The 23990-nt window shown below is 64.9% G+C and carries 27 protein-coding genes and 2 tRNA genes; 13 read left to right on the forward strand and 16 right to left on the reverse strand.

The window, feature by feature from the left end; genetic code table 11:
• Positions 1–33: 33 nt before the first annotated feature.
• From BW991_RS03440 to BW991_RS03480, 9 genes are all read right to left on the reverse strand, one after another.
• The gene (locus tag BW991_RS03440; protein ID WP_076600692.1) at positions 34–675 is read right to left on the reverse strand and encodes a CehA/McbA family metallohydrolase; all 642 of its coding nucleotides are present in this window, start codon (positions 673–675) and stop codon (positions 34–36) included.
• A 30-nt stretch (positions 676–705) separates the two neighbouring features.
• Positions 706–1158 (reverse strand): GNAT family N-acetyltransferase, encoded by a 453-nt coding sequence (locus BW991_RS03445; RefSeq protein WP_076600693.1) that lies wholly within the window; start codon positions 1156–1158, stop codon positions 706–708.
• A gap of 51 nt (positions 1159–1209) precedes the next feature.
• Positions 1210–1506, reverse strand: a complete 297-nt coding sequence (locus tag BW991_RS03450; protein ID WP_244551596.1) for a hypothetical protein — start codon at positions 1504–1506, stop codon at positions 1210–1212.
• 40 nt (positions 1507–1546) lie between these two features.
• Positions 1547–1831 carry a ferredoxin gene (locus BW991_RS03455; RefSeq protein ID WP_076600695.1) on the reverse strand — a complete coding sequence of 95 codons (285 nt, stop codon included), beginning with the start codon at positions 1829–1831 and terminating at the stop codon, positions 1547–1549.
• A 90-nt stretch (positions 1832–1921) separates the two neighbouring features.
• Positions 1922–2827 (reverse strand): benzoyl-CoA reductase, bzd-type, subunit Q, encoded by a 906-nt coding sequence (bzdQ, locus tag BW991_RS03460; protein ID WP_076600696.1) that lies wholly within the window; start codon positions 2825–2827, stop codon positions 1922–1924.
• Between the two features lie 38 nt (positions 2828–2865).
• On the reverse strand, positions 2866–3675 hold the full coding sequence (locus tag BW991_RS03465) for an acyl-CoA dehydratase activase (RefSeq protein WP_076600697.1): 810 nt from the start codon (positions 3673–3675) through the stop codon (positions 2866–2868).
• Between the two features lie 28 nt (positions 3676–3703).
• Positions 3704–5017: a benzoyl-CoA reductase, bzd-type, subunit O gene (bzdO, locus tag BW991_RS03470; RefSeq protein WP_244551597.1), complete on the reverse strand. Its 1314-nt coding sequence runs from the start codon at positions 5015–5017 to the stop codon at positions 3704–3706.
• Positions 5018–5038: 21 nt separating this feature from the next.
• Entirely contained in the window at positions 5039–6178 is a 1140-nt protein-coding gene (gene bzdN, locus BW991_RS03475) for a benzoyl-CoA reductase, bzd-type, subunit N (protein WP_076600698.1), read from the reverse strand.
• A 473-nt stretch (positions 6179–6651) separates the two neighbouring features.
• Positions 6652–7548, reverse strand: coding sequence for a helix-turn-helix transcriptional regulator (locus tag BW991_RS03480; protein WP_076600699.1), 897 nt, complete (start codon positions 7546–7548; stop codon positions 6652–6654).
• Positions 7549–7747: 199 nt separating this feature from the next.
• Between BW991_RS03480 and BW991_RS03485 the strand changes: the two genes are divergently transcribed.
• Positions 7748–8215 (forward strand): hypothetical protein, encoded by a 468-nt coding sequence (locus tag BW991_RS03485; RefSeq protein WP_139335892.1) that lies wholly within the window; start codon positions 7748–7750, stop codon positions 8213–8215.
• 152 nt (positions 8216–8367) lie between these two features.
• Here the strand turns inward: BW991_RS03485 and BW991_RS03490 are convergent, their stop codons facing one another.
• The 4 genes from BW991_RS03490 to BW991_RS03505 form a co-directional block, all read right to left on the reverse strand.
• Positions 8368–9438, reverse strand: a complete 1071-nt coding sequence (locus BW991_RS03490; RefSeq protein WP_084204943.1) for a L,D-transpeptidase Cds6 family protein — start codon at positions 9436–9438, stop codon at positions 8368–8370.
• 226 nt (positions 9439–9664) lie between these two features.
• On the reverse strand, positions 9665–11062 hold the full coding sequence (gene gltX, locus BW991_RS03495; RefSeq protein ID WP_076600702.1) for a glutamate--tRNA ligase: 1398 nt from the start codon (positions 11060–11062) through the stop codon (positions 9665–9667).
• Positions 11063–11201: 139 nt separating this feature from the next.
• Positions 11202–11276: transfer RNA gene (locus tag BW991_RS03500), tRNA-Val, on the reverse strand.
• 27 nt (positions 11277–11303) lie between these two features.
• Positions 11304–11378: transfer RNA gene (locus tag BW991_RS03505), tRNA-Val, on the reverse strand.
• A gap of 221 nt (positions 11379–11599) precedes the next feature.
• Here BW991_RS03505 and BW991_RS03510 point away from each other — a divergent pair.
• Positions 11600–12109, forward strand: coding sequence for a helix-turn-helix domain-containing protein (locus tag BW991_RS03510; protein ID WP_076600703.1), 510 nt, complete (start codon positions 11600–11602; stop codon positions 12107–12109).
• 14 nt (positions 12110–12123) lie between these two features.
• Here the strand turns inward: BW991_RS03510 and BW991_RS03515 are convergent, their stop codons facing one another.
• Together BW991_RS03515 and BW991_RS03520 are read right to left on the reverse strand one after the other, a co-directional pair.
• On the reverse strand, positions 12124–13059 hold the full coding sequence (locus BW991_RS03515) for an HDOD domain-containing protein (protein WP_076600989.1): 936 nt from the start codon (positions 13057–13059) through the stop codon (positions 12124–12126).
• Positions 13060–13172: 113 nt separating this feature from the next.
• A complete protein-coding gene (locus BW991_RS03520; protein WP_244551598.1) occupies positions 13173–15308 on the reverse strand; it encodes a DUF1631 domain-containing protein in 2136 nt (711 codons plus the stop codon).
• A gap of 106 nt (positions 15309–15414) precedes the next feature.
• Between BW991_RS03520 and BW991_RS03525 the strand changes: the two genes are divergently transcribed.
• On the forward strand, positions 15415–15978 hold the full coding sequence (locus tag BW991_RS03525; protein ID WP_342066997.1) for a thioesterase family protein: 564 nt from the start codon (positions 15415–15417) through the stop codon (positions 15976–15978).
• A gap of 15 nt (positions 15979–15993) precedes the next feature.
• Here BW991_RS03525 and BW991_RS03530 read toward each other — a convergent pair whose 3' ends face one another.
• Positions 15994–17094, reverse strand: a complete 1101-nt coding sequence (locus BW991_RS03530; protein WP_076600990.1) for a PQQ-dependent sugar dehydrogenase — start codon at positions 17092–17094, stop codon at positions 15994–15996.
• A gap of 285 nt (positions 17095–17379) precedes the next feature.
• On the opposite strand from BW991_RS03530, the gene BW991_RS03535 reads away from it, so the two are divergent.
• The 10 genes from BW991_RS03535 to BW991_RS03580 all read left to right on the forward strand — a co-directional run bounded on the left by BW991_RS03535 (position 17380) and on the right by BW991_RS03580 (position 23839).
• Complete coding sequence (locus BW991_RS03535) at positions 17380–17991, forward strand: hypothetical protein (protein ID WP_076600706.1); 612 nt, start codon at positions 17380–17382, stop codon at positions 17989–17991.
• A gap of 116 nt (positions 17992–18107) precedes the next feature.
• Positions 18108–18563, forward strand: a complete 456-nt coding sequence (locus BW991_RS03540; RefSeq protein WP_076600707.1) for a cupin domain-containing protein — start codon at positions 18108–18110, stop codon at positions 18561–18563.
• A gap of 123 nt (positions 18564–18686) precedes the next feature.
• Complete coding sequence (locus tag BW991_RS03545; protein WP_076600708.1) at positions 18687–19463, forward strand: methyltransferase domain-containing protein; 777 nt, start codon at positions 18687–18689, stop codon at positions 19461–19463.
• A 63-nt stretch (positions 19464–19526) separates the two neighbouring features.
• Positions 19527–20120 (forward strand): RNA polymerase sigma factor, encoded by a 594-nt coding sequence (locus BW991_RS03550; protein WP_244551599.1) that lies wholly within the window; start codon positions 19527–19529, stop codon positions 20118–20120.
• Entirely contained in the window at positions 20113–20352 is a 240-nt protein-coding gene (locus BW991_RS03555; protein ID WP_076600710.1) for an anti-sigma factor family protein, read from the forward strand. The genes BW991_RS03550 and BW991_RS03555 overlap by 8 nt, the downstream gene beginning before the upstream one ends.
• Positions 20353–20375: 23 nt before the next feature.
• On the forward strand, positions 20376–21167 hold the full coding sequence (locus BW991_RS03560) for a methyltransferase domain-containing protein (protein WP_076600991.1): 792 nt from the start codon (positions 20376–20378) through the stop codon (positions 21165–21167).
• A 123-nt stretch (positions 21168–21290) separates the two neighbouring features.
• Complete coding sequence (locus BW991_RS03565) at positions 21291–21689, forward strand: thioredoxin family protein (RefSeq protein ID WP_076600711.1); 399 nt, start codon at positions 21291–21293, stop codon at positions 21687–21689.
• A 24-nt stretch (positions 21690–21713) separates the two neighbouring features.
• The gene (locus tag BW991_RS03570; RefSeq protein WP_076600712.1) at positions 21714–21926 is read left to right on the forward strand and encodes a hypothetical protein; all 213 of its coding nucleotides are present in this window, start codon (positions 21714–21716) and stop codon (positions 21924–21926) included.
• 120 nt (positions 21927–22046) lie between these two features.
• On the forward strand, positions 22047–22745 hold the full coding sequence (locus BW991_RS03575) for a GntR family transcriptional regulator (protein ID WP_076600713.1): 699 nt from the start codon (positions 22047–22049) through the stop codon (positions 22743–22745).
• On the forward strand, positions 22742–23839 hold the full coding sequence (locus tag BW991_RS03580) for a branched-chain amino acid ABC transporter substrate-binding protein (protein ID WP_076600714.1): 1098 nt from the start codon (positions 22742–22744) through the stop codon (positions 23837–23839). Before BW991_RS03575 ends, BW991_RS03580 begins: the two co-directional genes overlap by 4 nt.
• The last annotated feature ends 151 nt before the right edge of the window (positions 23840–23990 follow it).

The raw sequence follows: 23990 nt of genomic DNA on the forward strand, positions 1-23990 counted from the left end.
CCGGGCTTCGCGTGTGCCCGGTCCAAGCCGTTCTTAGGCAGCCTGCGCGAGTTGCACGTAGCCGGGGTAGTAGCTCCCCTGGCACGCTCCCGCGCGCACCGCTGCGATGAAACTCGCCATGTCGGTCACGGGCTGCGAGAACTTCGTCGCGCACCGTCCGACGGCAATCGTCTTGTGGCAATCGCTGCCGCCCAGCGCAGGCAGGGCCATGTGGCGAGCGGCACTGATTGCCAGATCGTTGTCGCTGTCGAGGTTGCCGCCGTTGTGCGTTTCCACGGCGGCGATCCCGGTGATGTCGAGCAGGCCGTGCAGCAGGCTCGACACCCCGACCTCGCGAAACGGATGGGCCGGCACGCAGATTCCGCCAATGCTGTTGATGTGCTCAATGACGTCGGTCATCGGGAGGTAGTTGTCGCGCCCCCAGATGTTCCAGCCGTCATCCTCGACACCGTATGCCAGCATATGCCCGCGATCGGTTGCGATCTCCACGCCCCGCAACACCAGGAAACCCTCGTCGCGCGCCACCTGTTCAACCGGTAGCGATGCTTCGTACGAGTAATGTTCGGTGATGCACACCCCGTCGAGTCCCAGCTCCTTCGCGCGGCGGATCAGATCCACCGGCTCGAGCCAGTTGTCGTAGGAATATTTGGTATGGCAATGGCAATCGATCCACATGGGACGGACTCCGCGCGCCGGCCTGGCCGCTCAGGAAACGGTGTATTCGAGGTTGATGCGCTTGGACGGCGAGAAGCGCTGGCGGGAGAAGAATTTCTCCAGCGCGAAGTCGTCCCAATTCACCAGCGTGTAGACCTTCTTCACGCCCGCTGCCTTCATGTTCATCATGAACTGGTCGAGCAGTTCGCTCGCCACGCCGCGGTTCTGGAAGCGCGGATCGACGCCGATCGTGTCGATGGTCGCGGTCGAGTCCGGAATGCCGAACTCGCCGAAATAGATGTCGCCCATCACGAAGCCGGCAACCTTGCCGTCGATCTCGCACACCAGTGAGGAGTTGATATTGTGCTTCGGGTTCAGGATCGCATCGAGCTTGCGCTCGTAGTAGTCGCGACGGTTCTGCTTTGAACCTGCTGCGTCGATCTCGACGATCGCGTTCAGGTCTTCCTTCTTCAGCACCCGCATCACACGCTTCTGGTCAGACATTTACCTATCTCCTTTGGTTGGCAGTTCCGCTTCCGTTCGCGTCGCTGCCTCTCAGAACAGTTCGTCTTCCTGCTGGGGCTTCGTCGAGCGGCGCGTATACACCGTGCCGATCACCTTCCCCATTTCCTGGTCGGTGTCGAGGCAGGTCGTGCAGCCGTCACCTTCCGTCTTGTAGCTCTCGACGTGCACCTCGAAACCCATGCCCCGATATGCTTCGGCGATCTCGGACAAGCGCGGTTCGCCGATCGTCGTCAGCCGCTTCCAGCCTTCGCGCAGCAACCGATCCTCGACGTCCTCTTCGCGCGTGGCACCAGCCAGCTTGATCGGGATCATCTTTTTCGTGCTCATCGGGGAACCCTCCGTCATCGCCGGGAACATGTTCTTCTCCTTACCAGGAATGCTTGATCGCGCCCGGCGTACAGGCGGTGGTACAGGGCAAACTGGTGTAGCCGCCCGCAGGCTTGCAACCGGCGCAGTCGTAGGCGAGCGCGCGCGTGCATTCCTTCTTCACCCACGCCACTTCGTCGTCATAGTCGTCGGTGATGATTTCGAACATGTGCTTGGGGCACGCGGTCAGGCAGGCCCGATCCGCGGCACAGTCGATGCACTTGTCCGTGTCGATGCTGATGTAATACTCGCCGGAACCGTCCTTGTAACCGTAGTTCGCGATCATGTTCGTCCTCCTGGATTCGTTTGCGCCGCGCCCCGCCGGAACCGCCATACCTCAGGCGGGTTCCGGCGACGGTCGTGGCTCTGGCACCAATTACTTGGCGGCCTGCTTCTGCATCAGCGTGTAGCCGAACAGCGCGGCGCCCAGCGCGCCGGCGATCTGGCTGTCGATCTTGGTCTCGACCTGCTTGATGCCCAGCAGCCGCTCGATCCGCTTCACGACGCCCGGGTTCTTCGCGATGCCGCCGGTGATGAAGAAGCCTTCCTCGACACCGATACGCTCCAGCAGGCTCACGACCCGCTCGGCCATCGCCTGGCAGTAAGCTGCGATCACCATGTTCTTCGTGTAGCCGGCCTTGAGCAGACCCAGCGCTTCGGACTTCGCGAACACCACGCAGATCGACGACACTGCTTCCGGCTCGACATCCACGTCGAAGGAACGCGGGCCCAGCTCGGCGATGGGGATCTGCATCAGGTCGGAGATGACTTCCATGCCGCGCCCGGTGCCGGCCGCGCACTTGTCGTTCATCAGGAAGTTGGTGACCTTGCCCTTCTCGTCGCAGTGGATGGCCTTGCAGTCCTGGCCGCCCATGTCGAGGATGGTCCGCACCTGGTTGCCGCCCATGTAGTTTGCGCCGCGGGCATGGCAGGCGATCTCGGTGATCGCCTTGTGGGCGAAGGGCACGTTCACCCGGCCGTAGCCGGTGCCGACGACATAGTTGATGTCCTCGAGCTTCATGCCGATCTTGTCCATGATGCCCTGCAGGGCGTTCTTGGCCGAGTCCGGCGAGTTGTTGCCGGTGCGCATGCTGTTGTAGCCATACAGCTCGCCGTCACAGACCAGCACCGCCTGCGAGGACACCGAGCCGACGTCGATGCCGCAGGTGATGATCTTGGCGTCCTTCCAGTTCTTCGTCTCGTCGAACCAGGTGTTTTCCTGCCAGCGCCAGAATTCCTTCTTCTCGGGGGCGGCGGTGGCGGCAGCAACTTCTGCATTCATTTGATCGCTCCTTTATCCGTGTCGTTTCGCGTATCGGTTCAGTGCTGGCGTTCGGCCGCAATCAGCGCGCAGCCGATGGCGCTGACGAATTCCGGCATTTCGGGCAGCAGCACCTGATCAACATCCATCGCGCTCTTCAGCGACTGGACGAAACCGGGGTTGTGACCCATGCCACCGATCAGCACGACGTTGCCTTCGATGCCGACGCGACGAACCATCGCGCACACCCGGCTCGCCACCGCATCCAGCACCGCCTTGGCGATGTCTTCCTTCGGCGTCGAGGAGTGAATCAGCGACACCACTTCCGACTCAGCGAACACCGTGCATTGCGCGTTCATCGGGATGCTCTTGTCGGAGCGCAGGCTGGCTTCGCCGAACTCCTTGAGCGAGAGCTGCAGCGCGCGGCTCATCGCCTCGGCGAAGGAGCCGGCGCCCGCGGCGCACTTCTCGTTACCGGCGAAGTCGATCGCCTTGCCGTCCGGATCGGTCTTGATGCCGCGACCTTCCTCGGCACCGACGTCCACCACGGTGCGGGCCTGCGGATACATGAACACCGCACCACGCGCTCCGGCGGTCATCTCGGTGACGCCTTCGGTCGCGAAGGCGACCTGGCCGCGGCCGGCGCCGGTTGCGAACACCGACTTCACCTGGTCACGGCTCACGCCCGCCTCGGCGAGCGCCGCGTCGAAGGCCTTCTCGGCAGCCTGGTCGGCGTCGAGGTCACCCGGCATCATCAGATGAGCCTTCTTGACCGCGAAGCTCGGCTCCTTGGCGCCTTCCACCTTGATTTGTTCCAGCAGCACCACCTTGACGCTGCGGGAGCCCATATCGATTCCAGCGGTAATCATTCTCGTCTCCTCTTCGCTCTGTTTCCGATCAGGCGGCCTGACGGCGCACCCCAAGCTGTTCCATGAAGGCGTCGACCCGTGCCTGAGTACGCACTTCGTCGAACTCGCGCTCGTCGCCCATGTTTCCTTCGAACGTCATCACCGGAGTACCCGACTTCGCGATCGCAAGGCGGTTCTCCATGATGCCGACCGACAGACCTTCGCAACCGCGGTTCAGGTGCAGCATCACGCCGTCGACCTGCCATTCCTTGATGATGCGCAGCATCATGTCGCTCTTGATGGTAGGGTCGTAGAAGTGCTGCCACTGCGGCTTCGACAGGTTCCAGTCGGCATACAGGCGCACCGCGGTGTCGCGATCCTTGATCTCGATGCCCTTGTCCCACGGCAGCGTGCGGCCGCCCCAGGTGCCGTCGGCCTTCTCTTCCCAGATGCCTTCGAGCGCGAAGGTGTAGAGCGAGCCGATCGAAACCGCACCGTAGGTCTCGAGGTAGCGGAAGATCTTCAGGAACGACCAGGGCGGCTGCGTGTCCGTCATCAGGCGGATCGTCTCGTTCGGCACGGCTGCGATGCCGCGGGCGACGCGATCCTTCACTTCCTCGTACAGCTCGTCCATGAAGTCCGCGCACCATTGCGACGACTTCGACAGCGTGCAGAGCACGTACAGCGAGTACATCGTCTTCTCGTCGAGCGGCGCGGGCTTCACCTTGTTCAGCGCGCAGATGTCCGCCCAGCGGGAGGTCGAACGCATCTCGTTCTTCACCGCCTTGATGAACAGCTCGTCATCGAACGTGCGGCCGCTGGCCTTCTCGACGAACGCGATGCCGTCGTGCAGCTGGTTGGCGACGTAGTCGAGGCGTGCATCCGTCATGTCCTTGTAAGGACCGACGCCGACGTCGAGGTAGAACTCGGGGATCTTCTCTTCCTTCGCGACGTGCTGGTACCACTTGGAGTGCGAGCAGCAGATCTGCGTCTGGAACACGAAGTCGGGCTTCGGGAACTCGCCGCCGAAGGCGTACTTGTTCAGGTGCATGCCACCCCAGTAGATGCGCATGTACGAGCACAGGTCACGAGCGAAACCGTAGGCTTCGGCCGCATCCATGCACTCTTTCGCGAACTTGCGGTCATGGGCGACGGCTGCGGCGTACGGCTCGCCGGTCAGCGAATAGACGTCCTCACCGAGACCGGCGGGGATCGCGTCGAGCGCCCAGGCCGAGCCGGACCAGCGGATGCCGCCCTTCTCCTTCGCCCGCGCGTAGTTCATGTAGTACTGCTCGCGCAGTTCCTTCGCCTTCTTCCAGAGCTTAAGCTGCTCGGTCGGGTACTTGTTTGCCATTGCGTTCATCGTTAGCTCCGCAGTCTCGGTTCAGAACAGTTCTTCTTCGCTCAGCGTCTCGAGGAATGCCTCGATACGGATGCGGAAGGGGCCGATCGGGTTCGTGATGTCGAACTCGAGGAACAGCGTCGGAATGCCGTTGTCTTCGAGATGACGCTTCAGATCCGGGTAATCGCCCTCGTGCGGATCGCAGAACTTCTGCTGCAGGAAGATCGCGCCCTGAACGTCGTATTCCTTGGCCAGACCGAGAACGTGGTCGAAGCGCGTGTGAGCCGGGTAATCCTTGGTCGGACAGGCCGGACGATCGCAGTAGCGCTCGGCGATCGCCTTGATCACATCGCCTTCGGGCTTCGAGGCGTTCCAGAAGTAGCGGCTGCCGGAGCACTGGTCGTCGATCACGATGGTCGCACCGACCGACTCCACCATGCCCATGAACGCGATGTCGTCGTTCTCGGAACCGATGGTCATGAAGCGCGCGCCCGTCTTGCGCTCGACCTTGCGGTTCGGCAGCGCGGCGAGGGTCTTCTTCAGCATCTCGTTGTGTTCGCGCTTGTCGATGAACTGCGCGGTCAGCGATGCGTACAAGGCCTCGACGCCGGTGACCTTCGGGTCGGCTTCCTTGCGGTATTCATACAGCTCGCGCAGCAGGCGGCGGTTCTCGTCGCACACGGCGAGCGCGTCGCTCAGCATGGCGTCGGTGATTTCCTTGCCGGTCAGCGTCTGCAGGAACACGCGGAAGGACTGCACTTCCTCGTAATGAGCCTTGCGCGAGTGCTGCGACTGGACTTCGTTGGGCATCGGCACGTAGTAGTCCCACTTCACGGTGGGAACGTGCAGGCGCCACGAACCGAAGGTCTGGCGATACTGGATACACGACTGGGTCAGCGTGACGCCTTCCGCGTAGTCGAAGCGGCCCAGCAGGCCCTGTGCGAGCGAGTCGCGGCAGAACGGGCAGAACATGCCGAAGATGTGCGGCTCGGTCACGTTCTGCGGCTCGTGCGCACCAAGGACGCGCACCGGCAGCATGCCGGCCGCGATCAGCAGCTCTTCCGGCGTGTAGGTGCACATCGTTGCCACCACCTGGCCACCTGTCCGCGCCTTCCAGTCGCGTGCATAATCGTGGCGCTTCTCGTACCAGGTCTTGAACTGGTCGAACAAACCATCGCTCATCGAACTATCTCCTCTGATGTGTTGCGGATCCGTCCCCGAGTCCGCGTTTGCTGCATTATTGTGCCGTTCCTGCATGATTTCGCATGTTACGCACTGCAGTGCAGGCGATGTTGACCTAAGTCAAATGCCGGGCACGTTTGCATGCACTCGATTGCATTTTCAGCGCACCAAAATGCACTTGTAGTCGCTGCGCTGCACAAATAAATGTATTTTGATGCATTGCAACAAACAACAATGCGAACACGGCGAGCTCCCGGGAGCGAGCTCGAACCGGCGCGCCCCCCAGTGAGGGCAAGGCTTCAGGGAAGATCAGGTGGCTGAGGAGAGGCTCCCGGAACGCACGATGCAGGATGTTGCAGTGCGGTGGCCGCTTTTTCCCGGGATTCGGAGAACGCGGGGGCTCGCCCCGCGGCAGTGACTTCCGAAATTGTTCCGCGCCCGGCGGGCGCGGAACGGCACGCTTGGGTTGACGCTCAGCGCGCGAGGACTTCGAGGATGTCCAGGAAGGATTGCTCGACCGTGCGGCCGGATGTGTCGATGATGGCGTCTGCCTTGCTGTACATGGCCGTCCGGCCCGCCAGGATGCGCTTCAGGTCTTCCATCGCCTCCTGGTTTCCGTGCATGGGACGGTAGTCTCCCTGCGCCATGACGCGAGACATGTGCTCCTCGGGGGAAGCGCACAGCCAGATCGTGAAACACGATGACAGCAACAGGTCGAAGTTGGCCGGCTCGGACACGATGCTGCCGCCCGCAATCAGCACGAACGCCTCGTTGTTTGCGACCACCGACTCCAGCCCGCGGCGCTCGTAGCGGCGGTAAGCCGTCTGACCGTACAGCGAAAAAATTTCGGACAGATCGGCACCCGCTTCCTGTTCGATCACTTTCGCGAGTTCGAGGAAAGGTACGCCGAGATGTTCGGCCAGCATCGTCCCCAGCGTGGTCTTCCCCGCCCCGCGCAGTCCGATGAAGGCGATGCGCTGCCGACGCGCGGATCGTCCCGACGACTCGAGCTCGTTCTGCAGCAGCCGGCGCGCCCACTCATGCGTCTTGGGCGGGAAACGGGTCAGGTACTGGATCAGCAACGTCAGTTCCGGAGACTGCTCCGCCTCTTCGCGCACGAGATCCACGATGGGAAAGCCGAGACCCTGCGCAATCTGCCGCAAGAGGATGATGGAGATATTGCCGTGCCCCGTTTCCAGCTGGGCAAGGTAGCGCTCCGACACCCCGGACTGCTGCGCGAGCATCTTGCGCGTCATTCCCCGCTGCGCGCGCAGGTCGCGAATACGGTCGCCGAGCATCAGCAGGTAATTGTTCTCTTCCAGCGACAGGTCCGGGCGCTTGAGCCGTGATGAATTCTCATCGTTGGACATTGGAGCTACCCCTATTTGAGCGGCAGTAAAGTGCCGATGAATTATAGTGCTCAAGGTTGAGCGCGATTGCAACATGCAGCTGCGGTGGCGGCCATCCGTAGTAACCCCAAGAATCGCGCGAGAAGGCTCGTGATCGGATCCACGAGACGCCGGATGATGCATATGGCATCATCGGTGACCTTGCCAGCCGATGAACGTCATGAACCGCGGAAAACTGCCTGCCTTCGCCGTCATCGCGACGGTTTTTGTCCTTGTCGCCCCCGCCTGCCCCGCGCAGGTGTTCAAGTGCGTGTCCGGCAGCGGGCAGGCAAGCTATCAGGCACTCCCGTGCGAAAATGACGGGGGGCGCATCGATCTCCCCGTGCGCGATCCCGCCCCGGGGGAGCAAGCGGCCGCGCGGACCCGGATGCGCAAGGAACAGGGTTTCGTCACCGACATCGAATCCGCGCGGGAAGCCGCGAGGCGCAGCGCACGGGCGGAGCAGAAGCAACGCGACGAGGAGCGGCAGGCACACGAAGCACGCTGCGCGAGCTATCAGGAACGTGCGGAACGGGCCGATGCGGACGCCAGAATGCACCTGCGGCGAAACCGCCACAAGCGCGACCACGAGCTGCGTGCGCGCACGCTGCGGGACCGCTACTTCAGCGAATGTTTTGCGGCCGATTGAAGGCCGGCCGCGCTCCTGCGCCGATACCCGGCCCCGCGTAGGCGGAGGCACCCCCGGTGCCCCCGGACGCGTCGAGCCCATCGGTCGGCATCGCTACTGCGCAACAGACGAACCCGGTAGTCCGTTCCGGCGCGGCCGGTGCATTGCCGGGTCTATCTGCCCGTCCTTTCCTCGACGATACGCCACTTGCCCGCCACGTTGTCGAGCACCAGAGTCTTCTGATCAACGGACTTCAGGGCGTCGCTGCGATAGTCCTGGCGGAACTGTGCAACGGCACGACTTCCATCGACCAGGATCTTCACGTCCGTGAGCTTCACGTCGATCGAAGACGCACCGCCGATCCGTTCCCGCCGCAAGGCGCGCCACTGCTCAACCTGACGGCCATCGGCCGGACGGAAGTCGGAAGCGTAATGGTGCAGATAGGCGTCGATATTGCGCGCAGACCAGGCACTGGCCCATGCATCCAGCGCCTCCCGAACGGACGACTCGGCACCCGGCGGGCTCGCCGGAGCAGGGTCCCCGGCGGACGCCGCCTCGCCTTGCCGCACATCCGCGCCGGACGCCTGCCCGACCACCGCCTGCGCGGGCTGGACCGGACTTGCCTTAAGAGGGCCCTTGGCCTCCGCCTCGTCGAACATGCGACCGATTCGCTCTGCTCCGATTCGCGCGGGATCGATGCTGTATGTCGTGAAATCCAGCAGTTCCGTGAGCGGCGTGCGCCCCTTCGCGTTGCGCAGACGCCCATCTGCACCGGCCTGGATCAGCGCATCGACGATTGCGGCATCCGACTCCCCGCGTGAGCGCATCGCCAGAAGGTGCATGGCGGAATTGCCCGCGGCGTCTGCGGCGTCGGGATTCGCACCGGCCGCCAGCAACGCTTCGACGATGTCTTTGTCGCCACGCTGTACCGCATGATGGAGCGCCGTGCGTCCCGTAAGCGGCTTGCGTGGATCTGTCGCGGTGAGGTCGCCGCCCTCGGCAATGCGGGCGCGCACGCGGAACAGGTCGCCGCAGGCTGCAGCGTCGATCAGGTTGCGCGGCAACGGGCCCGACGGCGGGCAGGACACACGGGTGACGGGATGAAAATCGGGCCGGAACGGTTTGACGAACGGACCGTTGCCAACCGTCGCGAGCGCCAGACCGGTGACGCCGAACAGCGCGATGCCGGCGAGACCCCTGACTACGCGCAGGTGTGCACGGCGATGCAAGGTTTCAGGTTGCATTTTGTTACCGATAGCGGGAGGGGGCGATTCTAGCAAATGCCGGGCGGTGGCTTGCACGCGCGATCGCCCCGATCTGCCGCGCAAACCGGGAAATTGCCGACGTTTTGATCGTCGTCAAACGCGCTCGCGCTGCAGGAGGCCCGAAATGCAGCGGGGGCGCCCGCTGCGCCCCCGTTGGAAACGAGTGTCGGAGGCACCGCCCGCAGGCGGCATCCTCCTGCAACCGTCAGACGTAGCGCGCCATGCGCGCGAGCACGCGCTCGCGCCCGAGAACCTCGAGCACGGCGTCGATTGCCGGGGTCTGGGCCACGCCCAGGGTCGCAACGCGGAGCGGAATCGCCACCTGGGGCATCTTCAGGCCATGCTCGGCCATCGTGTCCTTGATGGCCTGATTGAGGGCCGACTTCTCCCACGTGGCGGCTGCGAGGCGAGCCTTCAGGCCCGCGAGCGCCGGGCGCGACACCTCCGTCAGGTGCTGGGCCACAAGCTCGGGGGCAGGATGAACCTCGACGCAATAGAGCTCCGTCGAGTCGGCCAGCTCGTTGAGGTTGGCAACCCGGTCCTTGTACAGGGCGACAACCGCTTCGATGGCGGGCCCGGCTTCGGGATCTACGCCGCGGCGTGCGAGACGGCGCGCAACCTCTGCCGCGAGGCGGGCATTGTCGGCCTGCTTGATGTAGTGGGCATTGAGCCAGTTGAGCTTCTCGGTGTTGAACTGCGCGGCCGACGGCGTGATGTGGTCGAGATCGAACCATTCGACGAATTGCTCGCGCGAGAAGATCTCGTCATCGCCGTGGCTCCAGCCCAGTCGGCCGAGGTAATTCACGACCGCCTCCGGCAGATAGCCGTCGTCGTCGTACTGCATCACGCTCACCGCGCCATGCCGCTTCGACAGCTTGGTGCCGTCGTCGCCGAGGATCATCGACAGGTGGGCGTACAGCGGCACCTGGGCGCCGAGCGCCTGCAGGATGTTGATCTGCCGCGGGGTGTTGTTGACGTGGTCGTCGCCACGGATGACGTGGGTGATGCCCATGTCGAGGTCGTCGACGACGACGCAGAAGTTGTAGGTCGGGGTGCCGTCGGCGCGCGCGATCACGAGATCGTCGAGCTCGGTGTTGGCGATCTCGATGCGTCCCTTGACCAGATCGTCCCAGGCAACGACGCCTTCGGCGGGATTGCGGAAGCGCACGACCGGCTTCACGCCCTCGGGCGGCGTCGGCAGGACCTTGCCCGCCTCCGGGCGCCAGCGGCCGTCGTAGCGCGGCTTCTCGCCGCGCGCGCGCTGCTCCTCGCGGATGCGGTCCAGCTCCTCCGGCGAGGTATAGCAGTGATAGGCGGTGCCGGCGGCCAGCATCTGCTGGATGACTTCCTTGTACCGCTCCATCCGCTGCATCTGATAGAACGGGCCTTCGTCGGCATCGAGCCCCAGCCAGGCCATGCCGTCGAGGATCGCCTGCACCGCTTCGGGCGTCGAGCGCGCGACATCGGTATCCTCGATGCGGAGGATGAAGGTGCCGCCGTGACGACGCGCAAAGGCCCACGAGAAGAGCGCGGTACGCGCGCCGCCGATATGGAGGTAGCCGGTGGGGCTGGGTGCGAAACGGGTGCGAACGTTGGAAGCCATCGATGAGGACTCTGGACCGGATCTAAAGACGCGGATTCTACGCCATCGCCCCGCCTCCACGGCGCGGAGGCGATGACGGGAGCAATCCGCACGCAAAAGAACAAAGGCCCTGAAACCGAAGCTCCAGGGCCTTGCATTGTGGTGGGCGGTACTGGGATCGAACCAGTGACCCCTGCCGTGTGAAGGCAGTGCTCTACCGCTGAGCTAACCGCCCGGAATTCCGCGCGTCTTCGTCATCGACTGGTGGGCGGTACTGGGATCGAACCAGTGACCCCTGCCGTGTGAAGGCAGTGCTCTACCGCTGAGCTAACCGCCCAGTGTGGCGAAGAGGCGCGATTGTAGAGGGACGGGAATTCCTTCGTCAAGCATGCGACGAGACTTTGCGAAGAAGCATCCGTTCGGCGCCGCTTCATGGGCGGTTTCGCCGCCCGGATCGCGGCGCATGCCTTCGCGGTCTCGCGGCGAGGCCCCGAGTCATGCCAGAATCGTGCTGCGTCCCTCGACGGACGATGCAGAGAAAATAACGAGGAGACATCGATGGGAGTGGTTTTCGCCAAGACGGCGAACGGGCAGGATGAAATTTCCAGCCGCGCCGGGGGACTGTCGCCCCGCGTGCGCCGGGTGCTGATTCTGGTGGACGGCCGGAAGACGGTTACCGAACTTCGCGAGCTGGTGGCGGCCGACGATCTGACCCACACGCTGGGTGCGCTCGAGGAGCTCGGCCTGATCGAGGTGCGCAAGGCGGATTCGGCGGGCGGCGGGGGCGACGAGCCTGCCGGCGCCCTGCCTTCGATCACGGCCTTCCGCGAGCTGCCGGCGAATCGCCAGCCGAAGGAACTCGAGATGGCGCGCAACTTCATGATCAACACGCTGAAGAACTTCTGCAGCCTGTACGGCCCCATCTCGCTGATGAGCAATATCAACGCCGCATCCTCGCACGAGGAGCTGCGCGAACTTTACCCGGAGTGGTACCGGCTCATCGTCGATAGCCGCTCCGGCCGGCGCAGCGCGGAAAACCTGCGCAAGGATCTGCTGAAGGTGCTCTGAGACGGCGATTCAGTTCAGTCCACCCATGACGATGGCAGGGCCGTGATCGCGGGCTTGGGAAGGCGCACGAGATCGGTCCACATCGGGAGTTCGGCCAGCGCATCGGTTGCGAGCTTGCGCGTTTCTTCCGGCGTCAGGTCGAGGATGGCCGCGCGCAGGTAGATCGTCGCCACCGAATCCGGATCGGGCTGGGCGGCCAGGCAGGTATCGGCGAGCTTCGTCGCCAGCTGCAGGCCGCAGGCGAGACGATAGGAACGGGAATCGGGCTCGAAGCCGCCGCCCTCGGGATCGCATTGCCAGTAGACGACGTCGGCGAGCGAAGTCGGCAGCCCCCAATCGGCCAGCAGGACTGCCGACAACTCGTGCCGGTCGAAGCCGAAGGTGGCGACCTCGACCGTTTCGACTGGATCCGTACCCCGTGCGGCTTGCTCCAGCGTGAGGTCGTAGGTCGCCGGCGCACCCGTGGCGAACGCGAGCGTGCCGATCTCGCTCAGCAGACCCAGCGTGAACGCTTCGGACGCAGGCAGATCGCCGCGGTGGTGCGCCAATGTTTCCATGACGGCCGCGGTGAGCAGCGACGAGGTCCAGAAGGCGTTGTAGTTGAAGCGTTTCGAGGTCACCTTCGGGCGATTCGTAACCAGCGACAGCGCGACGGCGTGGGCGCGCACGATGTTCATGCCCAGCCGGATGACAGCCTGCTGCAGGTCGAGCGAACGTTCCGTGCGGCCGAAACGCGCAGCGGAAGCGGCACGCAGGACAAAGCCCGACAGTGCGGGGTCGGAGCGGATCACGCGCACGACGGCGTCGATGCGCACCTCGGGATCTCGTGCGAGCTCGATAAGTTTCAGCGCCGCTCCGCGCGGGCTGGGCAGCTCGTCGGCCGCGAGCAGGAAGTCCCGGATGCTTCCGGTCACCTGGCCGCGGTCTCGCTGGTTGCTGGCTGAATTCATTCCCATTACCTCTAGTGCAGCGCAGTCGGGCAAGGCATTTCGCTGTATCGTCCGCGCGATGGCCCGACTGCTGGATTCTCTTTCATTTCGTGCCGATTCGAGCGTCCCGGCGGTCAGCCCCGCAATTCGTCGAGCACATCATCCACGACGCGATCCAGGAGGGGTTCCTGATCGGCAGTCGATGCCTCCCCGTTCGAGAAGCGCCGCGTGAGTTCCGCCCGCGTCAGGGCAAGCGCGCGCTGCCCCTGCCGGTTCGCGAACAGGTACATGGTCCGTGCGGGACTGATCCAGGTGAGGCGTACGCGACGGACCTCACCGGATTCGTCCCTCAGTTCCACCCAGCTCCCGCGGGTGAGAAGATCGAGCTCCAGCATCTCGGGCGTGGGCTCTTCTCCGATGGGCTGAAGGCCGGGCAACGGTCCGGTGGGCCGCGCCGGTGCGTTCGGTGCGGGGGGCACCGGAGCCGGCGCGGTTGCGACCGGGGCTTTCAGGGCTGCGGCATGGCATCGGACCAGCTCCGAAAAGAATGCCTTCTGGCGTGCTTCGTCTATGCCCGCCCCCGTCATGCTCGCCTTCAGGTTGCGCAGGATCGCCGGGAGCTGCTTTACCATGCGCTGGCGTTCTTCCATGCTCTGCTTGGGAAGGACGCTCCACACGAGTTCGCCGACCGCGGCGATCGCATTGGTCCAGCGCTCGCTGTTGGCCGGCGGCGCGGTCGTGGCGCCGCTCTCAAGGGCGGCATGCGCGAGCACCCGCGTCCACGTGTCGCGGATGAAATCGCGCACGACGGCAGGTACGTCCTCGTTCGCGAGGTGAGCGGCGAGCGCGTCCTCGCCGACCTGGCGGGCGAGGTCGACGCGTTCGCGTTCCTTGAGGCGCTCGGTCAGCGTCGCCGCGCGTGCGTCCGCATAGCGTTCCTGCTCGGCGAGGTAGTTCTCGAGCTCCTGCAGGCAGCTCGCGAAGACGCTGGGGTCGTCCGCGAACTGGTTCTGTATGCGGACGACGATGCCTTCGGCGATGCGGTAGAGGGAGCTGTCCTCGCTCAGCGGGCCGTCCCACGTGACGCTTGCCTGTGCCAGGGAGTTGATCAGCCGGCGCGCCGGGTGGGTGCGGTTGGAGAAGAAGCCGTGATCCATCATCGCCAGCTTCAGGACGGGGATCTGCAGGCGGCCGATCAGCCCCTTCATGGCGTCGGGAACGCGCGAGTCGTCGAAGATGTAGTCGAACAGCGTGGCGACGACGTCGATGACGATGCCGTCGACGGAACTCGCCTGCTTGCTGAGGCCGGCTTCGATCAGTGCGCTGATGACGTTGCCGCTGGTTTGGCCGTCGGCCGGAAGCGCGAAGCTTTGCCCGCCGAACTGCAGGTCGCCCCGCCCCTGTTGCAGGCCGTCGAGCAACTGCATGAGGTCGACCGTACCCGCGCGCTGGCGCCAGTCGGCCCTTTCGGCGGCAGCGGTCCTGGCCGTGAAGATCTGTTTCACGACATCGGCGGGATCGGGGTCTCCCGGCAGCGTTGCGCTCTTGCGCACGGCCATGCGCTGCGAGGCCTTGCCGCGCCGCGCACGCGGCCGGACGTTGGGCATGACGCGCCGTGCTACGAGCAGCGCATTGACATCGTGATATACGGTGGAAAGTTCTCCCGCCAGCCGGCCGATCAGCAGTTCGAGCGCGGTTGCGCGCAGTCCGCCGGACCCTTCCTGACTCCAGCAGATGTTCTTCAACGCTTCGCAGATTGCGGTCGGACCGATGGGGTTCGTGGCGTTGTCGATGTCGCTTTCGCCAAGCATGAAGGCGACCCGGGTCTGCAGGTCCTGATTCTCGGCTTCGCACGCTCTTTCGAGACGGGTTGCCAGGTTCTTCACGGCCAGGGTTTCGTCGATCTCGGTCTCGTCGACGAGCGAAAGTTCCGGAAAGAAGCCGTTTTCGCTCTCGTAGAACGAGTCGCCGACGTTCGAGGTCTTCGCGCGCTCCTGGAATTGATCCTCGAAGCCGGAGCTGAAGGCGCGATCGATATCGGCACCGATGCCGCGCAGGAGCACCTGTAGCTCGATCAGCTTCTGCGCCTCTTCCGCATTCTTTGTGCCCATTCGGCGAGCCTGGATTTGATCGCCGACCTCGCCGACAGCCCGGGCGAGCGCTTCGCGTACGCGCTGGCTGACGAAGTCGCGGCATTCGAGCAGAACCCCCTGATGCGGACGGAACGCATCGGAAGCTCCGGTCTGGCGCGATGGTTGTAGGGTAGTCACGAGATGCTCCGCTTCGATGGCGGTACGGGACAATGGCGATTACTGCCGCCGGACTGGGGGCGAATCTTAAACTCGATCAGTTTGACACATTTTATCCGCCCCTTCGATGCTTCAAACCACGCTGCGACGCGGCATTCCGACGACCGGTCCGCGTGCGGGCACGAATGGCAGGCGCGTACCGGCGCATGGACGCCTTCTTTATAATTACGGCTCCGCAAGTGATCTCTTTAGCGATTTCCCCATGCCACGAATCAAGGTCGAGCTGCCCGAACGTTTTTCCTTCGCAATCGAAATCCCGGTGCAAGCACTGCATATCAATGGCGCCGGCCATGTCGACAATGCACAGATGGTGGTTCTGATTTCGGGCGCACGCGAGGCTTTTTTTGTCGGTCTCGGCTACAACCAGAACAATGTCGAAGGGCTCGGCACGGTCATTACCGATGCCGCATTCCAGTACATGTCGGAAGCCTTCGAGGGTGAGACGCTGGTCTTCCGGCTCGCTGCGAACGACTTCAACAGGTATGGCGGCGACATCGTCTGCCGCGTCAGCGAGCGCGAGAGCGGGCGCGAAGTTGCACGGGCCAAGCTGGGTTTCGTGTTTTTCGACTACACGACGCGCAAGGTGGCGCCGATTCCTCCGCGCTTCCTCGAACGGGTGGCCGCCGCCTGAAACGGCACCCGGGATTCAGCCCGGATCGAGGCGCAGGATCCGCCCCTCCGACTCGTCGAGGAGGTAGAGCTTGCCGTCCGGCCCCTGGCGCACGTCGCGGATGCGGCTGCCCAGCTCGGTCAGCAGCCGCTCCTCGCGGATGAACTTTTCGCCATCCAGTTCGATCCGCACGAGGAGTTGCCCGCGCAGGGCGCCGACGAAGAGGTTGCCCTTCCACTTCGGAAACACGTCGCCCGTATAGAAGGTCATCCCCGACGGTGCGATCGACGGGACCCAGTACCTGACCGGCGGTATGACGTCGGCACGTTGCGTCCCCTCCCCTATGCTGAATCCGCTGACGTATTCCTTGCCGTACGTGATCACCGGCCAGCCGTAATTGGCTCCGGCACGGACGACATTGACCTCGTCGCCGCCCTGCGGTCCGTGCTCGTGCGCCCACAGCTTGCCGGTGACCGGGTGCAGCGCCGCGCCCTGCACGTTGCGGTGACCGTAGGACCAGATTTCGGGCAATGCGCCGGTCTTGCCGACGAACGGGTTGCCGGGCGGAATGCCGCCGTCGGGCCGGATCCGGACGATCTTGCCGAGATGGCTGCCCGTGTCCTGGGCACTGTCGCGGTAGGCGTGGCGGTCGCCCAGCGTGACGAAGAGGTTGCCGTCGCGGTCGAACACGAGTCGCGATCCCCAATGATTGCGACCATCCGGATCGTCGCGCTGGGCGAACACGACCTCGACGTTGTGCAGGCTGCGGGAGGATTCGTCCAGCCGCGCCCGGGCAACGGCGGTGCGGGCGCCTTTCTGGGTCGGCTGCGCAAAGGACAGCCAGATGAGGCGGTCGCGCGCGAAATCCGGCCCGACGACGACGTCGAGCAATCCGCCCTGCCCGGCTGCATGCACGCGCGGAACGTTCTGGACCGGCGCCGACAGCTTGCCGTCCGGCGTCACGACGCGCAGTCGCCCCGGGCGTTCGGTGACGAGCATGTTGCCGTCGGGCAGGAAGGCGAGCGACCAGGGGGTTTCGAGCCCGCGCGCGACTTCGGTGACGCGGACCGGCCCTGCCTCGCTGCGGACCACCGTCTGCGCGCTTGTCACAGGCGGCAGGCAAAGGACGGAAAACATCAGCACAGAGCCGATGCAGCGCGCAAGACGCGTGTTGCGGCCGGAGGTAGCTGCGCCTGGCGTGGTGCGAAGCGATGAGAACCGCGTCATGGAATCTCCCCTATCCGTTCGAATAATCGGTAGCCGGCCCGCCGCGAATCCGGGTGGCAATTTGACGGGCATCAATGAGACGCCGGGCGCGCTGCTGAGATCCTTGCGATATGAACGAAGTTGTCGGATGGCGCCCCACCCGACGCGCGGCGCTCGACAAAGAGCGCCAACACACAAAAGGATAAGAGGTCTCGAATGAGGTTCCCCGATTTTTTTGCCGACGTGCGTCGGATCGAACTGCGCGACCCGCTTGCAGCCTTTCTCGGCGCGAGCGAGGGCGGCGTGATCGAGTACGGCTACGAGGATGCGGTGAAGCTTGCCGGACATTCCTGCCCCACCGTCGCGTCGGCCTACATGATCTGCGTGCATGCGCTGCGTGCGCTGTATGGCAATGAACGGCCCGAGCGCGGCGGCGTCAGCGTTGCGTTCCGCGGGCGCGTGGACGAAGGTGTCACCGGGGTGATCGCGAGCGTCGTCACGCTGCTGACCGGCGCGGCGCACGATGGCGGGTTCAAGGGGCTGGGCGGGCGCTTCGTGCGCCGCGGTCTGCTGGACTTCGCCGCCGATCTGCCACTGGCGATGCGCTTCACGCGCCTCGACACGGGCACCGCCGTCGACACGCAAACGGACCTGTCGTCGGTGCCGGCCGCTCCGGAAATGCCCGAATTGCTGGGGCGCTGCCTGCAGGCACCCGGCGATACCGAACTGGCCGCGCGCTTCGGACGCCTCTGGCAGGAGCGCGTGCGCAGGATCCTGATCGACCACGGGGACGACCCTGCAGTCTTCCGCGTTGACGCCTGCGGCTGACGCGAGCGCTTCGCCCCGTCCCCGACGGATAGGCGCCGGGTTGGAACCATCCGGCGGAGTTCTGCGTCCTTTGGGCAAAAACAGGGAGGCCCCCGACCCCGAAGGAGCAGTCGATCATGAAAACAACCCACACCTTGCTGACCGTGGCGGCGTTCGCCACCGTTCAGCTGTTCGCATCTCCGCTCGCAGCCCAGGACAAGAGGATCGAAACCGCAAACCTCGATTCGGTCGTCACGGCCAACCCGCTGCAGGCGGGCGGCCCGACGGCCAAGGTCATTTCCTCGACGCGCGCCGGCAACAGCGAACTGCAGATCATCCGCATGAGCAAGATCCGCCTCCACCACCACGCGCAGGAAGACCATGTGGTCTACGTTGCGCGCGGGAGCGGGAGCGCGCGGCTGGAGAACGATGCCGGAAAGATCGAAGCCCGCCCCGTCAAGCCCGGTGACATCTTCAACCTGCCGCGCGGCAAGAAGCATGCTTTCGAGAGGAGCGGCGAGGAGGATCTTGTCCTCCTGGTCGTCGCGACCGCAGGCTGGAAACCGCTGGAAGATACCGTCTTTCACGAGTGACTACGCGCCCGTCTGTCAGACGGGCCACGGTGCGTCGCCCGCCCGTCGCGGGCGGCGCCACGGCTGTGCGCGGCCCCGCCCCTGCGGGGACCGCGTTCGAGCACATTCGCTGGAGGACGCAGCATGACGACGAATACCCTGTTCGACCCCAGGGAACTCGAGTCCCGGGTCAAGACCATGTACTGCGAGGTCGCCGAGAATCCGCACGGCGAGTTCCATTTCGAGATGGGCCGCGGGCTCGCCGAGCGCCTCGGCTACCTTGCGGACGAACTGGACCGGGTGCCGGCCGAAGCCATCGAATCCTTCGCGGGCGTCGGCCACCATTTCGATCTCGCGGCGCCGGCCGCCGGCGAGCTCGTGCTCGACCTTGGCAGCGGATCGGGCATGGATACCTTCATCGCGGCCCTCCGCGTAGGACCGCAGGGACGCGTGATCGGCATCGACATGACGGACGCGCAGCGAGCGAAGGCCGAACGTCTGCGCGACGCACACGGTTTCGGGCAGATCAGTTACCTGAAGGGCTATATTGAGGAAGTTCCGCAGCCCGATGCGTCGGCGGATGCGGTCATCAGCAACGGCGTGATCAATCTTTCCGCCGACAAGCCCGCCGTGTTCCGGGAGATCGCCCGCGTGCTGAAATCCGGTGGTCGTCTGGCAATTTCGGACATCGTCGCGGAGCGTGAGCTGCCGGAGGGCATCGTGTGCAATCCGACGCTGTGGGCGGCGTGCATCGGCGGTGCCGCGCAGCAGGATGCATACCGCGAGATGATCGCGTCTGCGGGCCTGCGCGTCGTGGAGATGCGCGATAACCCAGCGTACCGCTTCATCTCCGAAAACGCGCAGGCGGCGTGCCGGAAATACGGGGTGAAGAGCGTTTCGGTCCTGGCGACGAAGGCATGACACATGGAACAAGGTTCGCTTCGGTCTTCGCGCCAGTGCGGCCGGTCAGGGCGTGAGCCGCCCGTGTGTGCAACCGACAACCGCACGTTCTTCGCCCTGCGCATCGAAGAGCTGGCAGACCGGCTCTACGGCGTCGCGCTGCGCTTCACGCGCAACCGCGCCGCCGCGGAAGATCTGGTTTCCGAGACAGTGGTCAAGGCGTGGGCCCATCTGCCGCAACTGGAAGACCGGACGTGCTTCGAGAAATGGATCTTCCGGATTCTGGCAAACACCTTTTTCAGTCAGTGCCGTCACAGGCGCGAAGAGACGCTTGCGGCCGAGGAGGACGAGGATGGCTTTTCGCTGTTCGACCGCCTCCACCAGCCCTTCCTGTTGTGGTGGGGCAATCCCGAGCAGGAACTGATCAACAAGCTGCTGTGCGAGGATCTGGACCGCGCACTGGGCGCCCTGCCCGACTGCTATCGGGCGGTTGTCGTTTCGGTCGACCTGCTCGGCCACTCGTATGCCGAGGTCGCCGGGATGCTCGGCGTGCCGGTCGGGACGGTCCGCTCGCGGCTCAACCGCGCGCGGTCGCAGCTGCAGCGCGCGCTGTGGCAGCAGGCGCAGGCGGCCGGCCTGGTGCGCGGCAGCCTCGACGAGGGAGATGCTCATGACTGAGCAGGAACGGATCCATTGCGACGAGGTGGTCGCAAGCCTGCTGGAATACCTGGACGGCGAGCTCGACGACGCAAGGCGGGCACGGATCGAGGACCATCTCGCCGAGTGCCGCGGGTGCTTCTCCCGCGCCGAGTTCGAGCGCGCGCTGCGACGCAGGCTGCAGGCGCTCGCCACTGAGCCCCCTCCCGACTCGCTCAAGCGCCGACTGAAAGCGATTCTCGACGAATTCTGAACGGACTCATGCGGGAGGAGATCATGGTTGCGATCGCCGGACTCCGGAAGGAGCAGATCTTCGAAGCCGTGCAGCAGATGTACACGGACGTCGCCACGCAGCCGGACAGGCGCTTTCACTTCCCGACCGGGCGCGCGGCGTGCCTGTTCGTCGGGTATCCGGAAAGCTGGCTGGACCGGATTCCGCCGAGCGCGCAGGAGTCCTTCGCCGGTGTCGGCTTTCCGTTCGCCGCGGACGTGATCCGCAGCGGTGACCGGGTCCTCGACGTGGGGGCCGGGGCGGGCACGGATACGCTGATTGCCGCAGGGCTGGTCGGGGATGCCGGACGTGTGCTGGCGCTCGACATGACGCCCGCGATGCTCGACAAGCTGCGCGTCAATATCTCACTCGCCGGCGTCGAAAACGTGGAGCCGATCGAAGGCAATGCCGAGGCCATCCCCCTGCCCGATGCGTGCGTCGATGTCGTCACGAGCAACGGCGTGCTCAATCTCGTTCCGGACAAGGCGACGGCGTTCGCGGAGATCTTCCGCGTGCTCCGCCCGGGCGGCTGCGTCCAGCTGGCCGACATCGTCGTATCGCAGCCGATCGGGGAGAAGTCGCGCAGCAATCCCAGGTTGTGGGCGGAGTGCGTGGTGGGCGCAGTCATCGAGGAAATCTACCTCGACACGTTCCGCGCAGCGGGTTTCGACGCCGTGAGCATCCTGCGCCGATTCGACTATTTCTCCGGCAGCAACAGCGAGGACACCCGGCGGATCGCCTCTGCGCTGGGGGCGCATGCGCTGGAGCTCAAGCTGCACAAACCGGGCGGAACCTGATCGCTGCGGTGCCGTTGGGCGCCGACGGTCAGCGCGACCGCATGCCGATGCGCGATGGGCACGGCGTGTGCCGCCGCGCCGGATGTGCTAGCCTCGGGCCGCCGGTTTCCCGAAAGTATGCCAATGAATGCCCTGCCGCTTCCCGAACTGCTAGTCGTCTGCCTGTGCGCCGAATGGTGCGGCACGTGCCGCGAATACCGCGCCGGATTCGAGGCGCTCGCGGCGCAGTGGCCGCAGGCCGGATTCCATTGGGTGGATGTCGAGGACGATGCCGACGTGGCGGGCGACCTCGATATCGAGAACTTCCCCACGCTACTGATCCAGCGCGGCGATGTGGTGCTGTTCTTCGGCACGATGCTGCCGCAGCACGTTTTCCTGCAGCGCACGCTGGAGACCCTGACTGCGCTCGGCGATGACGAGGCGCGTGCCTACGCCTTTGCCAACGACGAGCGGCGGGCGTGGCAGCAGGAGTGCAATCTGCGCCCGGCACTCGCGAAGCATCTCGCGCGCAAGGCCGCCTGAGCCCCCTCCTCCGGCTTCCCCTCGATGCCCGTCCAGCCCGCCGACCGCAAGCGCTGCGTTTCGTGCAAACGCTGGGGCGGTGCGCGCAAACCCGGAGCGAATCCGGGCGAAGTCGAGTACGAGGACGATGCCCGCGGCCCGTGCAACGAGGGGCCGTGGCACGGCACCCTGCGCGGCCCCCGCAATGCCTGCGGACAGTGGGTCATGTGGGCGGAACTGACGCTCCCCGACGCCTGAGCGCGACGCCGGGAAAAATCGGCAAATCCTGATGTTGCGGTGCAGCTTGCAATCCGTTACGCGGGCGGGTAATTTTCGCGCCTCTCCGTATAACGTATACGATCTTACACAAGACCATCCATGGCTTTGCCACTCGAACAACTCGCAGTCCCGCGTGTCTTGCGTCTCTCGGCATCCGACCAGATTGCCGGTTCGCTGCGCGACGCGATTGTCAGGGGGCACCTCGCGACCGGCGTGGTGCTCCGCCAGGATGAGATCGCGGCCCGATTCCATGTCAGCAAGATCCCGGTGCGCGAAGCACTGAAGCGGCTGGAAGCGGAGGGCCTGGTACGCTTCACGAAGAACCGTGGTGCAGTGGTGGCCGGCCTGTCGCCGGCCGAGATTCTCGAATACATGGACATCCGCGCGATGCTCGAAGCACGCGCCGCCGGGCTCGCAGCGGCCCGCATCAGCGACGAACGCCTGAACGAAGCTCGCCAGAAGCTGGCCGAGTTCGGCGCGTCGCAGGACCCCGGACGCTGGGGCGAACTGAACTGGCTGTTCCATTCGACGCTTTACGCCGACGCCGACCGGCCCATCCTGCTGGCCGAGATCCGCGCGCTCTACGACAAGCTGGAGCGCTACGTGCGCGCCCTGCTGGCAATGACGGCGCAGACCGAGATGCCCAAGACGCAGAGCGAACACAGCGCGATCCTCGATGCGTTCGCAAGGCGCGACCCCGACGCTGCGGCGTCCCTGACGCGGGCCCATGTGCTCGATGCGGGGGCGTCGCTCGTGCAGTACCTGAAGGACCACAGACACCACGGAGGAAACACATGAAGAAAACCCTGATTGCGACCGCCTTCCTCGCGCTCGGCGCGCAGGCGCCGCTCGCCCACGCCGACCTGACGGTGGCGATCGCGGGCCCGATGACCGGCCAGTATGCCTCGGCCGGCGACCAGATCCGCCGCGGCGCGGAAATGGCGATCGCCGACATCAACGCCAAGGGCGGCGTGCTCGGGCAGAAGCTCAAGCTGGAAGTCGGTGACGACGCCTGCGATCCGAAGCAGGCGGTCTCGGTCGCGAACACGATGGTCAACAAGAAGGTCGTGTTCATGCACGGCCACTGGTGCTCGAGCTCGACGATCCCGGCGTCGGAAGTGTACGTCGAGGCCGACATCCCGATGGCGACCGTGTCGACCAATCCGCAGGTCACCGAGCGCGGCCTGAAGAACATCTTCCGCATCATGGGTCGTGACGACCAGCAGGGCCTGGTCGCCGGCAACTACATCGCCGACAAGTTCAAGGGCAAGAAGGTCGCCGTGCTCGACGACAAGAGCGCCTACGGCAAGGGCCTGGCCGACGAGATGGCCAAGGCGATGACCGCCAAAGGCCTGAAGCCGACGCTGCGCGAGTCGATCACCGCGGGCGAGAAGGACTACTCGGGCATCGTGACCAAGCTCAAGCAGGCCGGCGTCGAGGTGCTGGCCTACGGCGGCTATCACACCGAAGTCGCGCTGATCCTGCGCCAGGCGCAGCAGGCCGGCCTGAAGCTGACCGTGATGGGCGGCGACACCATGACCAACTCGGAGCTCGTCACCGCTGCCGGCGCCAACTCCGACAACGTGATGTTCACGTTCTCGCCCGATCCGCGCAAGAACCCGGATGCCGCTCCGATCGTGAAGCGCTTCCGCGACGCCAAGGTCGAACCGGAAGGCTACGTGATGTACGCCTACGCCGCGATGCAGCTCTTCGCCGACGCCGCGACCCAGGCCAAGAGCACCAAGTTCTCCGATCTGGAGAAGACGATGCGCGGCGGCACCTTCAAGACCGTGATCGGCGAGCTCGCCTTCGACGCCAAGGGCGACCAGAAGCAGCCCGGCTTCGTCGTGTACCAGTGGAAGGGCGGCCAGTACGACTACGCCGCCAAGTAATCCTTCTTTGGTCTAGTCACCGGCCGGGCAACCCGCCCGGCCCACGCGCCGCCGGTCCAAAAGGCCGGCGGCGCACTCTCGCGGAATGATTTACGGCGCGGACGGCAGCCCTGTCGGCCGGCGTCGCTCGTGAGACACCGCATAACGAGAA

Source organism: Aromatoleum tolulyticum (assembly GCF_900156155.1).
GTDB lineage: Bacteria > Pseudomonadota > Gammaproteobacteria > Burkholderiales > Rhodocyclaceae > Aromatoleum > Aromatoleum tolulyticum.